This is a genomic window from Janthinobacterium sp. SUN026 (genome assembly GCF_030397625.1).
Classification (GTDB): domain Bacteria; phylum Pseudomonadota; class Gammaproteobacteria; order Burkholderiales; family Burkholderiaceae_D; genus Janthinobacterium; species Janthinobacterium kumbetense.
This window is the reverse complement of the sequence record NZ_JAPQNU010000002.1, coordinates 35438-47490: the sequence shown is the minus strand read 5'-3', so window position 1 is coordinate 47490 and position 12053 is coordinate 35438. Positions and strand designations below refer to the sequence as shown.

Below are 12053 nucleotides of genomic sequence, written 5' to 3'. Positions count from 1 at the left end.
ACCGTGCTGAAGCACGGTGAGCATCACAGGCCGCAAAGCGCGACGCGCAGTAGGTTTGATCAGGTGTTTAATCAATACCCTGGCTCTTGAGGTAATCCTCGTAGTTACCGCGGTAATCGACCACTTCATCTTCCTTGATCTCGATGATGCGGTTGGCCAGCGAAGAGACGAATTCGCGGTCATGCGACACGAAGATCAGGGTGCCCGCGTATTTTTCCAGCGCGATGTTCAACGATTCGATCGATTCCATGTCCATGTGGTTGGTCGGCTCATCGAGCATCAGCACGTTGTGGCGGCCCAGCATCAGCTTGCCGTACATCATGCGGCCCTTTTCGCCACCGGACAGTACCTTGACGGCCTTCTTGACGTCGTCGCCGCCGAACAGCAAACGGCCCAGGATGGAACGCACGGCCTGGTCGTCGTCGCCCTCTTTCGTCCACTGGCCGATCCAGTCGGTCAGGTTCGTATCCTTGGCGAAATCTTCCGTCGGATCTTGCGGCATGTAGCCCACGTTGGCGTTTTCCGCCCACTTCACGCGGCCCTGGTCCGGCTGCAAGCCGGCGATGTCGCCCGCGATGCAGCGCAGCATGGTGGTCTTGCCGGCGCCGTTGGCGCCGATGATAGCGATGCGTTCACCCGCCTCGACCATGATGCTGAAATTCTTGAACAGCTGGCGATCGAAGCCTTTCGAGATATTCTCGACTTCCACGGCCAGGCGGTGCAATTTCTTTTCGCCGTCGAAACGCACGAACGGATAGGCGCGCGACGATGGCTTGATATCATCGACCTTGATCTTTTCGATCTGCTTGGCGCGCGATGTTGCCTGGCGGGCCTTCGACTTGTTCGCGGCAAAGCGGCGCACGAATTCCTGCAGCTCGGCAACCTTGTCTTTCGCTTTCGCGTTGTTGGCCAGCTGCTGGTTGCGCGCCTGGGTCGAGGCGAACATGTATTCGTCGTAGTTGCCTGGATAGATCTTCAGCGTGCCGTAGTCCATGTCGGCCACGTGGGTGCACACCTGGTTCAGGAAGTGGCGGTCATGGGAAATGATGATCATGGTGGAATTGCGCTCGTTGAGCACGTCTTCCAGCCAGCGAATCGTGTTGATGTCCAGGTTATTCGTCGGCTCGTCGAGCAGCAGGATGTCCGGGTTCGAGAACAGCGCCTGCGCCAGCAGCACGCGCAGCTTCCAGCCTGGCGAGACATTGCTCATCGGGCCTTGATGCAGGTCAATGGCGACGCCGGCGCCCAGCAGCAGTTCGCCCGCGCGCGATTCGGCCGTGTAGCCGTCGTATTCGGAAACCTTGCCTTCCAGCTCGGCGGCCTGCATGTAGTCGTCGTCCGTCGCTTCCGGGTTCGCGTAGATCGCGTCGCGTTGCTGGATGGCGGCCCACATTTCCGTGTGGCCCATCATGACGACGTCGAGGACGCGCATGTCTTCAAACGCAAACTGATCCTGGCGCAGCTTGCCCAGGCGCTCGTTGGTATCGAGCATGACGTTGCCGCCCGACGGGTCCAAGTCGCCGCCCAGGATCTTCATGAACGTCGACTTGCCGCAGCCGTTCGCGCCGATCAAACCATAGCGGTTGCCGTCGCCGAACTTGACGGAGATATTCTCAAACAATGGCTTGGCGCCAAACTGCATCGTAATATTTGCGGTTGAAAGCATGTGATATTAGGTCTTTATTCAGTTAAAACAGCTAGTTAAGTACTTTTCCCCCATTATACAGCACCCACCCCCATCGCTCTATAGCGACCAGGCTAAACAGCCGCTGAGCGCAGGCAGGAACGGACATGGCGCGTCGCACCGATGCCCGGCATTTCCATCAAACAACACCACTAGCTGCAGGCGCAACATTGTCCGATAAAAAAATCATAGTAAATAATCTATGTTTTGTTACAATCAACTCGCCTCATTTAACGAATGTGTATCATCACGAAAGGTAATAAGCATGAAATTGTTTTCTGGTTACCCTTATTTATTATTGATCAGCATTTCCGCATTATCGCTGGCTGGCTGCGCGGCCCCCGAACCCGCTGCGGCCGACGGCGCGCCCAAACTTGCCGCCGTCAAATGCAAATCCAGCTCCACCGCCTCGCTCGGCACATGGATCGCCAAGAATTGCGGCAGCAGCTCGGATGTAAAAAACATTGATACCAAGGAGTTCCTCGATTCTATGCAGACACCGGGGTCAATTCCAGGCAAGCCATAATCCCGGGCTTGCTCCCCTCAGGCTGGCGCACAGGCGCGCCGCCTTCGCCAGGCCGGATGTAACAAGCGCATCACTTGCGACCCGATACGCCGTGCAACACGACCGGGTCTGCAAGACACGCCATCAGGCACCGCGCCGCCAGGCGCACGGTAAAATAGCGCGACACGCACCCAGTACCTTTCACCTCACAGGCATCCCTTGAAAAAAACTACCATTGCCGCCGCTGCGGCCGTCATTGCCGTCGCTGTCACCGCCTACGCTTCGCCCTATTACACCTTGCACCAGATCAAGACCGCGCTGGCCGAGCGCAACGCCGATGCCCTGGCCGCACACGTGGACTTCCCCGCCCTGCGCGCCAGCGTCAAGACGCAGCTGGAAGCGAGCATGGCGCGCAGCATCGAGGCGACCGCCGGCAGCGGCAACCCGCTGGCCGCGCTGGGCCAGTCGATCGCCAGCGCCATGCTGGGCAAGATGGTCGATACCATGGTCTCGCCCGCCGGCGTGGTGGCGCTGGTCAACAAGAGCGCCGTCAGCCCGCAAGCAGAGCCAAATCCGGATGCGCCCGCCGATGGCGCGCGCAAGAAGGCCGACTATTCAGCCGGCTATGCCGGCCTGAACACCTTCATCGTGCGCGCAAAGGATGGCAATGCGCAGGAAGGCGCGCTGATCCTGCTGCGCCATGGCGTGTGGGGCTGGAAGCTGAGTTCGATCGAGATTGCGTCGGCGATGGCCGCACGCTAGAAGAAGCGCGCATGCGCAGGCAATCTGATACACAATGCGGGCCACTTGTATCCGATTGCAGGAGATTTCATGCTGAAACACACGACCCTGGCACTGGCCATGGCCTTTGCCGGCGCCGCACCATCCGCCCATGCCCACGATGGGATCGCCGCCGCCGAGCGCAGCCACTCCGTTGCCGCGCGCATGCAGGCGGAAACGTCCAGCGCCGCCGATCCGGACGCCCCGGCACTGCTACCCGTGCCCAGCGACATTTCGCTGGCCGAGCTGGAGCGCCGCCTGGCGCTGGGACAGGCGCAGGCCGCTGAAAAACACTATACCAGCGCGCTCGATCCAGCCGTGCTGAGCAGCCTGGCGCAACAGATGGGCTGCGACGATATCGTCGGCATGCAGCCGTTCGGTTTCCCGCTGGAACAAGCGCAAGCGACCGTCCTGAGCGGCGCGCACCTGCTGGCGCGGTGCCCGGACCGGGCCTATGTGACGATCACGGCCATGTCGATGGCCGGCAAGACGGGCAAGCGCGCCCACATTTCGCCGCAGTCGTTCAAGCAGCAGGTCGATGGCAGGCCCGCGCGGCGCCTGTACTACAAGGCGCCCAACGGCCGCCAGAAGGAGTCGCTGACCATCATCGACGGCAGTTATGCGTACGCGCTCGAGTACTGGTCGCTCGATGACAGCCAGCAACGCGGCATGGTCGGCATTCGCAGGATGGAAACATTGACGTTGCCACAATAAAACAGGCAAGAACAGGTGAAATACTGTATATTCATACAGTTATCTATTATTCCCCTTTCGAGCATGCCTGCGCACCCGCCCATCCAATTACCGTACACCATCTGCGTCAGCGCCACGATCGACGCGGAGGTCGAGCAAACCATCCTCGAGGGCTTGAATGCCTACAACGATGCCATCACCGGCTATAGCGACAGACAGGTATTGAGCGTCGTCGTGCGCGACCGCGACAGCCAGCGGGTGCTGGGCGGCGCCATGGGCCGGACTTCGCTGGGCCTGCTGTTTCTCGATTTGTTTTATTTGCCCGCCACCTTGCGGGGACTGGGACTGGGCAGCCAGATACTGGCGCAGTTCGAAGAGGAAGGACGCCGGCGCGGCTGCGCCTCGGCGGTGCTGTACACCATCACTTTCCAGGCGCCCGAGTTTTACGAGCGGCGCGGCTGGCGCCGCTTCGGAGAAATTGCCTGCAGTCCCGAGGGGACGAGCCGGGTATTCATGAGCAAGCCCCTGTAGGCGGCATGCAACAAGGGCTGGCGGCAAACCTGCCGCCAGCCCTGGTAGCGACCGCTGCTTACATGCCCAGGGACTTGAGCAGGTCGGCGTTGTCGTCGTCTTCCGGTTCCGCGGCAGGCGCCGGGGCGGCGTCCCGTTCGCGGTTCGCGAATTCGCCATCCATCAGCGAGTCGGCGTCGACTTCGCGGGAATCGAAATCGTGCAACTTGATGAACTCGGTACGGTCGATCGCCAGTTCCAGATAGAAAATATTGTTCTTTTCCGTGTAGAAAGTGACGCGGCGCATTTCCGGGCGGTCCAGCGGCGTGTCGACGCTGAGCATCACCTGCTTGTTCAGCACCAGCATCTTCGGCTGGCTCTGGGTGATATTCGTTTGCAACTCGCGCCGCACCTTGCCCGTGAAGTCGCCCACGATCTGGTTCATCAGCTCGCCCATGATGTTCGACACTTCGTCCGATGTGTAGAAGCTGGCCAGCTCCGACTTCGGCATACCCATGTGCAACATGTAGCGCTCGTAGATTTCCATCGCCGTATCGGCGGCAAAATTGAGCACCACCAGGCCCGTGAAACCGCCATCGAACATCACGAAACAGCCGATATCCGGCTTCAGGCCCGTCTTGGTGATGCGCTGCACCATGCCTGAATAATTGACCTTGCTTTGCGTTGCAACGTTGAGCACCCGAACTACCGAGTTGCACAAACTCATCAACAAATCTTCTGTACCGTACACAACATCCTTTTCTGCATCCATGAGCAACCTCTCCTACTATTTTAAAGATGACAGCACTGTTCCCTGCCCGCCGCGAGCCGAAACCTGACAGTTTCGCTCAGCTGGCGGACGACTTCACCTTTGCATGCCTGACCTTGCGTGGCGGCGCACGCCGCGTTGCCGCCGCCCCGAACCGCCCTCTTACCTTTTTCTGTATAGAAATAAGTATCATGCGCAGAATACCCAGATGTAACATTTCCGTCCAGCCATACCTGCATTTACTTGACGATCTGTGCGGAAATACCAATACACTGCAATGCAACATTATGCGGAAGATAAGCATGCAGGAAGATTCAGGCTGGCACGGTTGAAACCATGGCAAAAAGGCAGCATCACGTATACTGCCCCGCGGGACGCAACTACCGAAAGGCATGAGAGGATGAGTACACTGCAGGAACAGGCAACGGCGGAAATGATGGAGGCCGTGGAGGCGTGGTTTGTCGAGCGCCTGAAGCGCACCGACCTGGACAGCGCCGTGAATCGGACCACCTTGCAAGTGGGTATCTTTAACGATCTCTTGCTCGACTACAAACCCGGCCGCACCACGGCCGACGATTACCATCTGGCCGATGCCGGGGATTTCACGCAGAGGACGCCATCGCGCCTCGATGAAGCCGTCGTGCGCAACAGCATCGCGCCCCAGTTAGTTGCCATGGTGCAAGCGAAGCTGGCAACGCTGGCCGACACGCCCCTGATCGACTACCGCTTCAGCTTTCGCGGCAAATTCCAGACGGCACAGGGCACGCTGCACCTGAATCTGCTCGATCATGTCAACGAAGGCAAGCGCAGCGCCCTGCTCGCGCGCATCCACACCTACGTCGAGCAAAAACTCGAGCGCGGCAACCGGCCGACGAAAAAGCTGGAAACCTTCTTCCTGGCGCGCCACCTGCTCGATCCCCAGCTGTTTCCGCAGCCCGATATCGCCTGGACCATCGCACAATTCGAGCGCATCGAACAGCTGAACAAGTCGCGGCCGCAAGCGCTGGCCGAACATCGCAGCGACATCATCCAGGCCGTGTCGGCCTGGGCGGAAAAACAGTTCTTGCCGCAGTTCTATGACGTGCAGACCTCAAGCTACAGCGGCACGGAATACACCTTGAAAGCGGGCGCGGCACCCGATGCGCAGGCGCTGGCGCCGATCGACCTGCTGCTGTACGGGGCCGTGATGATCTTGCGCCACGAACCGAGCTACGCCAAATCGACGGGCCTGAAATTCCTGGAAATCGCGCGTGAACTGGGCAGCGAACGGGCCGTGCGCATGCTCAAGGAAGGCAGCGGCACCTTCCCCGACGGCGACATCCACGTCAAAAATGCGCTGCTGGAATGCCGCGCCAACGACGTGTTTGCCACGATCAGCATCACGATTGCCCAGGAAGAAGAAGGCGCGTATGCGCAGGCGCTGGCGTTCATCACGCACCTGCTGAACAACGGTTTCCCGAAAAGCTACCAGATCAAGCTCAAATCGAAGGTCAAGGAATATCTGCCCTTGAAAGGCCTGGCCCGCTCCGACACGCACCGCTTCTTTGCCAACGCCCTCGCCCATGCATCGCTGCAGCCGCAACTGGAAGCGTATGCGCGCGCCGCCATCGGGCAATACGAGTTCTATGCCGACACGGAAGGCGAAAAGAATTGCATGCCCGGCAGTTACGCCACGTTTGGCCTGGGCTTGCTCGACGCACGCCATTTCCCCCTGGTGCAGCACTACATGGCCAACGTCGACGAGGAACACCAGTCCGTGCAGGATCAGTTCACGGCCGCCTTCGCCGAACGGCATGGCGTCACGCACGAGTCCATCCCCGTGCTGGCGGCCTGCCTGCGCGCGTGCACGGATAACGCCAAAGTCAAAATCCAGGCGGAACTGGAAGAGGTGGAGAAACTGGAACTGTTCTGCCAGCAACTGCAAGGGCTGGAAGGCTATCTGGTCGAGCACATGCTGTATCCCATCTGGGGCAAGCTGGAAAAACTGGCGGCCCTGGCGCGCAAGGCGCAAGGCCGACGCAAGGAGCTGCTGCAGGCCTTGCTCGAAGCGGCCAGCAAGACCGGCGCCTGAGGTGGACAACGTTGCGTGCGCAACGTTATGACTTTCACCATATATAATGCGCGGCGCCAGAGTTGCCTTAAGGCATCTTTTGGCGCCTGACATTGAATCGTGGAGAAAATACATGCATCAAACACAACAAACATCGCGCACCGTCCTGCTGGCAGCAAGCTTTGCCGCCGCCGTGGCGCTGGCCCAGCCCGCCATCGCCGCCGACGCCGCGGAACTGGCCCCGCTCGATGCGGCCAACCTGTACATCAAGACCATCATCAACCTGGATGAAGCCAGCGTCGCCAAGCTCAACGCCTACCTGCGCCCCACCCGCCTGGCCGGCCACCAGAGCGCCGAATACGCGTCGTACAGCGACATGAAGGAAGCGGACGCCAAGTTTCCAACGGAAACGGGCAAGCTGATCGCCGACCTGTTCCCCGCGACCATGCGCGCGGCCGTGACGCCGGCCGCCGAATTGCTGGCGACGAACGTCATCGCCGCCAAGAAGGGCGCCGCGTGCCAGGCCACCAAGGCGGACCCGGTGACGGTGGAAAACGGCATCCAGACGGCCGCCGTCAGCTTCGAATGCCAGATCGTCAAGGTACCGCTGGCATGGGCGCCTGCCGCCCAGCAACTGGCGAAGAGCGGTTGCAAGGTCGAGCAATGCAAGACCGGCCTGCAAAAGATCGCCGCGACCTACGCGAGTTCGCCGAAACAGACCTGGCGCGCCGTGTTTGCCGTCAGCCGCGAAAAGAACTCGGAAGCCTGGCGCAACGATTTCGCGCGCGAAACCTTCGATGAAATCTGGGAATACCTGTAATCCTTCACTCATCCCTAAGGCTGCCGGTGGATAAACCCAAACTGACACCCGTCGCCCAGCCGGCAGGCCTGGCCCTGCTGCGCCTGCTCGATCCCGACCACGTGGACGGTGCGCTGAGCAAGCAGGTATTGGCGCAAGACCTGGCCAGCCTGCACGGCAAGCAATTGCTGGCGCTGCTGCGCCGGCTGCGTGCCGCGCAATCCAACCAGCAGGATTATGCAGGCGCCACCCCAGAGCAGGCCGAGCAGCAGTTCGGCGCCGCCATCGCCGCCGTCAAGGCGGTGCTGGCCACGCGCCCGCACATCCCCAACAAGCAGGAAGCGAAGGCCTTGCGCCAGGCGGCGGCCAAAAAGCGTTAATCGAGGCGCAAGCCGGCCGCCAGCAAGGCCATGCCCTCGCCGAACGCGGGGGCGATGACGCGTACCTCGGTCGGATCGAGGTCGCCGAAGTTGACGTACGCCAGGGCCGGCGCCGCGCCCGCGCGATAATCGAGCAGCAGGCATAGCGGCCCGCCATCGGAACCGATCCCCAGGCACTGGCCGCCCAGGTAGCGCTGCAGTTGATACGCGCCATTCAGCGCCACCAGCTCGCGCGCGGGCCACAGCGACAGCGATTGCCCATCGACATCCCCTGCGCCGCCATCGGACCAGCACAGGAAGTCGTGTAAATCCGGCGGCAACGGCAGGCCCATGGCCTGTTCGATGGCAGCCAGGGATGCCGGCGTGGCGCCAGGACTGGCACGCCAGTACGGCGCGACGGCGGCGATGACTGGGGCAAGACGCATAGAGATGGGTTTCCTTTGAATAGGCGCGCGGCGGGCTGCCTCAGCGCGCCATCATCGGCGAGCGGACGCCGGGCGTCAAGCGGCCATCCAGCCGTGCGCGCAAGCTCGTCGGCCCCCTCCTATAATCTGAGGCTCTATTGTTTCCGCTACAGAAAGTTCCCCATGTCCACACAATTTCCCCGCCATGTAATCGGTTGCGCCGTATTGGCCTTTTCCGGTTTGATCGCCATGCAGGCCGTCCATGCCGAAGAGACGGGCCCCATCGACGCGCGCGCCGTGTGGCAGGAACGCTCGCTGTCGGCCTGCCGCACCGGGCAATCGCACTCCGCGCCCGACGTCTGCCTGCTGCGCACCATGAAGCGTACCGGTGCGCCCCCGCAAGCCATCGCCGCCGCCAGGATGCTGGTCGGGGCAAACATGCCAGGCTACATCTCTGCCTGGCGCCCGCTGGGCAAGGTGGCGCTGGCCACCGTCACCTATCCGTTTCGCGCCAACACGAATGAAAGCACCTTGCTGATCGGCAGCGATGGCGCGGCCATCGATGTCGACGAGCACTCCGTGCGCGAGGAAGACCGGGCCACGCCTGCCTGGCAAGCGTTTACCGCCGCCCACCCGGACGCCGCGCCGTTCGCGCCCGCCGAGTTCGTCGGCAGCACGGCCACCGGCGATGGCGGCCAGAGCGTGCTGTTTTCCACGCCCCTGATCACCTGCCACGCCTGCGCCGACGATGGCGCGCTGCTGGTCGCCTACACGATCGACAAGGCCGGTATCGTGCGCGAGCGAAAACTATTAACGATCAGGTAAGGCTGCATCAAAGACAAGAAAGATGAGATAGAATTGCTTGGTGGCATGTCTATACGAGTACATGCCATCGATCCAAACTTACTTATCACAGGAAACCATGCGCCGCTCTTGCCTTGCACTGCACCTCACCGCCGCCCTGCTGCTGTCCAGCCCCTTCCACCTCGCCACTGCCGCGTCCGCCGCTACCGCTTCCTCCAGCGCAGCCACGCCGCTCGTCATCGGCGAAAGTTTCAGCATCGATTCGCAGGCGCTGAAAGAAAAACGCCACATCAATGTGTACATGGCGCGCGCCTGGGATACGCCGCCCGACGCCCCGCTGCCCGTGCTGTACATGCCCGACGGCGGCGTGGCCGAAGACTTTTTGCACGTGGCCGGCTTGCTGCAAGTGTCCGTGGCGAATGGCACGATGCGCCCCTTCATGCTGGTCGGTATGCAAAACACGCAGCGCCGGCGCGACCTGACGGGCCCGACCGGGAATGCGGAAGACCGCAAGATCGCCCCCGTCGTGGGCGGCGCGGCCGCCTACCGGACCTTCATCCGCGATGAGCTGATGCCGGAAATCAAGCGCCGCTACCGCACGACGGGCGAGACGGCCATCGTCGGCGAATCGCTGGGGGGCCTGTTCGTGGTGGAAACCTATCTGCTGGAACCGCAGCTGTTCGACCATTACGTGGCGTTCGACCCCAGCCTGTGGTGGAATCAGGGCGCCCTGCCGCGCCAGGCGGCAGCCCTGCTGGCGAAAGGCACGCCGGGCAAGCACAGCCTGTACCTGGCGTCCAGCAGCGAAGCAGGCATCGCCGTGGAAGTGCAGCGCCTGGCCGACGTGCTGGAAAAACAGGCGCCGCGCGGCTTGCAATGGCACGTGGAAAAGATGCCGGAAGAAACCCACGGCACGATCTATCACCCGGCCGCCCTGAAAGCGTTTCGCAGCGTCTTCAAGCCGGCCACGCCGCCGCAATAAGCAAGACGGCTACGGCGCCGGCAACGCCTGCCCCATCTGCTCGCGCAGCCAGTGCAGCAAGGTGGTGCGGCGCGCATCGCCATCGAATGGCAGCGGCGACAGCAGGAAATAGGCGCTGCCGTCGCGCCGGAAACCGTAGGGCGCGACCAGGCGCCCGCTGTCGAGGTCTTCGCGCGCCATGAAGACTGAGCCGATGGCCACGCCGAGGCCGGCGCAAGCCGCTTGCAGGCTCAGATAGAAGTGCTCGTATATCTGGCTGCTGCCCTGGCCGCCGCCGTCGGCATCCTTGCCGGCGTCGCGCCAGTGGGTCCAGGCGGCCGGGCGCGACGCCGTGTGCAGCAGGCGCTGCGCGGACAGGTCCAGCCGGCCTTCCCGCAGCAGGCCCGGCGCGCACACGGGCGCGATCCATTCATCGCACACCTTTTCCGCATGCAAGCCCGCATCCCACAGAAAATCGTTGCGGCGCAGCGCCACGTCCACCGCGTCGCGCTGGAACGCCACCGGCCCGCCTGAGGCGAACAGGTGCAGCGGCACCTCGGGATGGCGCTGGTAAAAGTCGCCGAGGCGCGGTATCAGCCATTTCATCGCGATCGTCGGCTCGCACGACACCACCAGCGGCCCCTGGCGCACCGGCTGGCGCACGGCTTCGAGGGCGGCGTCGAGCCGCTCGAATGCTTGCTGGACGGCATCGCGCAGCTGCGCGCCCGCCGGCAGGAGGAACACGCCGCGGTTGCGGCGTTCGAACAGGGGCGTGCCCAGCGACGTTTCCAGCAGGCGGATTTGCCGGCTGACCGCCCCGTGCGTGACGTGCAGCTCCGCGGCCGCCTGGACGAAACTGCCCAGCCTGGCCGCAGCCTCGAAGAACCGCAAGGTGCCCAGCGCCGCCTGCCTAGTCATGATCTGTCACTTTTTCTCACACATATCCGCAAGATATCATCGTTTTTCATGGAAGGCCATTCTAGCGATAATTTGTCTTCCGGCAGCCCGCATGCGCGCCGCACCCTTGCCCAACAGGCGAGAAATAGTCACCGATGGCCGTGCGGGCGCCACCACTGTCCAAGGAAGACACATGATTGCATTGCTTGCCGTTGCCCTGATTACCCTGCTCGCCTCCATCGTCCCCGGCCCCGATTTCGCGATGGTCACGCGCAACAGCTACCTGCATGGCCGCCGTGCCGGCCTGCTGGCCGCGCTCGGCATCGCGCTGGGCGTGCAAGTGCACGTGTTCTATACGATGTTTGGCGTAGCGCTGCTCATCGCCGGTTCGCCTGGACTATTTACGGCGATCAAGCTGGCCGGCGCCCTCTACCTGGCCGTGATCGGCTGGAAAACCTGGACCAACCGCGCCGGACTCGTCATCGACCTGCACGGCGGCGCCAGCGTGCCACGGCGTCAAATCTTGCTCAACGGCTTACTGACCAATGCCCTGAACCCGAAAACGACCCTGTTTGTCATCAGCACCTACACCCAGGTGGTGCAGCCCGGCACGCCATTGGCAGTCCAGTTCGGCTACGGGCTGTGCATGTCCGCCATCCACCTGGCCTGGTTCGCCCTGGTGGCCGTCTTTTTCTCGCAAGCGCGCTTCCGCATGCGCATGGTCAGCCACCAGCGGACCATCGACCGGCTGATCGGCTCGGTCCTGATGGCGCTGGGCCTTGCGCTCGCCTGCGCCAACATGGACAAACTGTAATCT

14 protein-coding genes are annotated in these 12053 nt (G+C 62.2%); 10 read left to right on the top strand and 4 right to left on the bottom strand.

The genetic code is table 11. The annotated features are described in order from the left end of the window. Positions 1-67: 67 nt before the first annotated feature. Positions 68-1666, bottom strand: coding sequence for an ABC-F family ATPase (locus tag OX459_RS09945; protein WP_034756044.1), 1599 nt, complete (start codon positions 1664-1666; stop codon positions 68-70). 283 nt (positions 1667-1949) lie between these two features. Here OX459_RS09945 and OX459_RS09940 point away from each other — a divergent pair, with 283 nt between their 5' ends. The 4 genes from OX459_RS09940 (at position 1950) to OX459_RS09925 (ending at position 4193) form a co-directional block, all read left to right on the top strand. Further along, positions 1950-2210 (top strand): hypothetical protein, encoded by a 261-nt coding sequence (locus OX459_RS09940; RefSeq protein ID WP_289904873.1) that lies wholly within the window; start codon positions 1950-1952, stop codon positions 2208-2210. Positions 2211-2408: 198 nt separating this feature from the next. Next, positions 2409-2951, top strand: coding sequence for a DUF2939 domain-containing protein (locus OX459_RS09935; protein ID WP_289904872.1), 543 nt, complete (start codon positions 2409-2411; stop codon positions 2949-2951). A gap of 69 nt (positions 2952-3020) precedes the next feature. Then, a complete protein-coding gene (locus tag OX459_RS09930; protein ID WP_289904871.1) occupies positions 3021-3683 on the top strand; it encodes a hypothetical protein in 663 nt (220 codons plus the stop codon). Positions 3684-3746: 63 nt separating this feature from the next. After that, a complete protein-coding gene (locus OX459_RS09925) occupies positions 3747-4193 on the top strand; it encodes a GNAT family N-acetyltransferase (RefSeq protein ID WP_289904870.1) in 447 nt (148 codons plus the stop codon). 58 nt (positions 4194-4251) lie between these two features. Here the strand turns inward: OX459_RS09925 and OX459_RS09920 are convergent, their stop codons facing one another. Next, positions 4252-4944, bottom strand: a complete 693-nt coding sequence (locus tag OX459_RS09920) for a DUF3334 family protein (protein ID WP_034784631.1) — start codon at positions 4942-4944, stop codon at positions 4252-4254. A 397-nt stretch (positions 4945-5341) separates the two neighbouring features. Between OX459_RS09920 and OX459_RS09915 the strand changes: the two genes are divergently transcribed. The 3 genes from OX459_RS09915 (at position 5342) to OX459_RS09905 (ending at position 8170) form a co-directional block, all read left to right on the top strand. Further along, on the top strand, positions 5342-7012 hold the full coding sequence (locus tag OX459_RS09915; protein WP_289904869.1) for a DUF6138 family protein: 1671 nt from the start codon (positions 5342-5344) through the stop codon (positions 7010-7012). A gap of 112 nt (positions 7013-7124) precedes the next feature. After that, positions 7125-7811 carry a hypothetical protein gene (locus OX459_RS09910; RefSeq protein WP_289904868.1) on the top strand — a complete coding sequence of 229 codons (687 nt, stop codon included), beginning with the start codon at positions 7125-7127 and terminating at the stop codon, positions 7809-7811. 26 nt (positions 7812-7837) lie between these two features. Then, on the top strand, positions 7838-8170 hold the full coding sequence (locus OX459_RS09905) for a hypothetical protein (protein ID WP_099667867.1): 333 nt from the start codon (positions 7838-7840) through the stop codon (positions 8168-8170). On the opposite strand, the gene OX459_RS09900 is transcribed toward OX459_RS09905, so the two are convergent. Next, complete coding sequence (locus OX459_RS09900) at positions 8167-8595, bottom strand: SMI1/KNR4 family protein (RefSeq protein WP_289904867.1); 429 nt, start codon at positions 8593-8595, stop codon at positions 8167-8169. The genes OX459_RS09905 and OX459_RS09900 overlap by 4 nt on opposite strands. Positions 8596-8757: 162 nt before the next feature. Here OX459_RS09900 and OX459_RS09895 point away from each other — a divergent pair, with 162 nt between their 5' ends. Together OX459_RS09895 and OX459_RS09890 are read left to right on the top strand one after the other, a co-directional pair. Continuing rightward, a complete protein-coding gene (locus OX459_RS09895) occupies positions 8758-9399 on the top strand; it encodes a hypothetical protein (protein ID WP_289904866.1) in 642 nt (213 codons plus the stop codon). A gap of 97 nt (positions 9400-9496) precedes the next feature. Continuing rightward, positions 9497-10360 (top strand): alpha/beta hydrolase-fold protein, encoded by an 864-nt coding sequence (locus OX459_RS09890; RefSeq protein ID WP_289904865.1) that lies wholly within the window; start codon positions 9497-9499, stop codon positions 10358-10360. 9 nt (positions 10361-10369) lie between these two features. Here OX459_RS09890 and OX459_RS09885 read toward each other — a convergent pair whose 3' ends face one another. Next, the gene (locus OX459_RS09885) at positions 10370-11257 is read right to left on the bottom strand and encodes a LysR substrate-binding domain-containing protein (RefSeq protein ID WP_289904864.1); all 888 of its coding nucleotides are present in this window, start codon (positions 11255-11257) and stop codon (positions 10370-10372) included. A gap of 172 nt (positions 11258-11429) precedes the next feature. Between OX459_RS09885 and OX459_RS09880 the strand changes: the two genes are divergently transcribed. Continuing rightward, positions 11430-12050: a LysE family transporter gene (locus tag OX459_RS09880; protein ID WP_289904863.1), complete on the top strand. Its 621-nt coding sequence runs from the start codon at positions 11430-11432 to the stop codon at positions 12048-12050. The last annotated feature ends 3 nt before the right edge of the window (positions 12051-12053 follow it).

Coding starts and splice junctions, on each gene's coding strand:
- OX459_RS09945 (WP_034756044.1), bottom strand. CDS start 1,666: ATGCTTTCAACCGCAAATATTACGATGCAGTTTGGCGCCAAGCCATTG.
- OX459_RS09940 (WP_289904873.1), top strand. CDS start 1,950: ATGAAATTGTTTTCTGGTTACCCTTATTTATTATTGATCAGCATTTCC.
- OX459_RS09930 (WP_289904871.1), top strand. CDS start 3,021: ATGCTGAAACACACGACCCTGGCACTGGCCATGGCCTTTGCCGGCGCC.
- OX459_RS09925 (WP_289904870.1), top strand. CDS start 3,747: ATGCCTGCGCACCCGCCCATCCAATTACCGTACACCATCTGCGTCAGC.
- OX459_RS09920 (WP_034784631.1), bottom strand. CDS start 4,944: ATGGATGCAGAAAAGGATGTTGTGTACGGTACAGAAGATTTGTTGATG.
- OX459_RS09915 (WP_289904869.1), top strand. CDS start 5,342: ATGAGTACACTGCAGGAACAGGCAACGGCGGAAATGATGGAGGCCGTG.
- OX459_RS09910 (WP_289904868.1), top strand. CDS start 7,125: ATGCATCAAACACAACAAACATCGCGCACCGTCCTGCTGGCAGCAAGC.
- OX459_RS09900 (WP_289904867.1), bottom strand. CDS start 8,595: ATGCGTCTTGCCCCAGTCATCGCCGCCGTCGCGCCGTACTGGCGTGCC.
- OX459_RS09895 (WP_289904866.1), top strand. CDS start 8,758: ATGTCCACACAATTTCCCCGCCATGTAATCGGTTGCGCCGTATTGGCC.
- OX459_RS09890 (WP_289904865.1), top strand. CDS start 9,497: ATGCGCCGCTCTTGCCTTGCACTGCACCTCACCGCCGCCCTGCTGCTG.
- OX459_RS09885 (WP_289904864.1), bottom strand. CDS start 11,257: ATGACTAGGCAGGCGGCGCTGGGCACCTTGCGGTTCTTCGAGGCTGCG.
- OX459_RS09880 (WP_289904863.1), top strand. CDS start 11,430: ATGATTGCATTGCTTGCCGTTGCCCTGATTACCCTGCTCGCCTCCATC.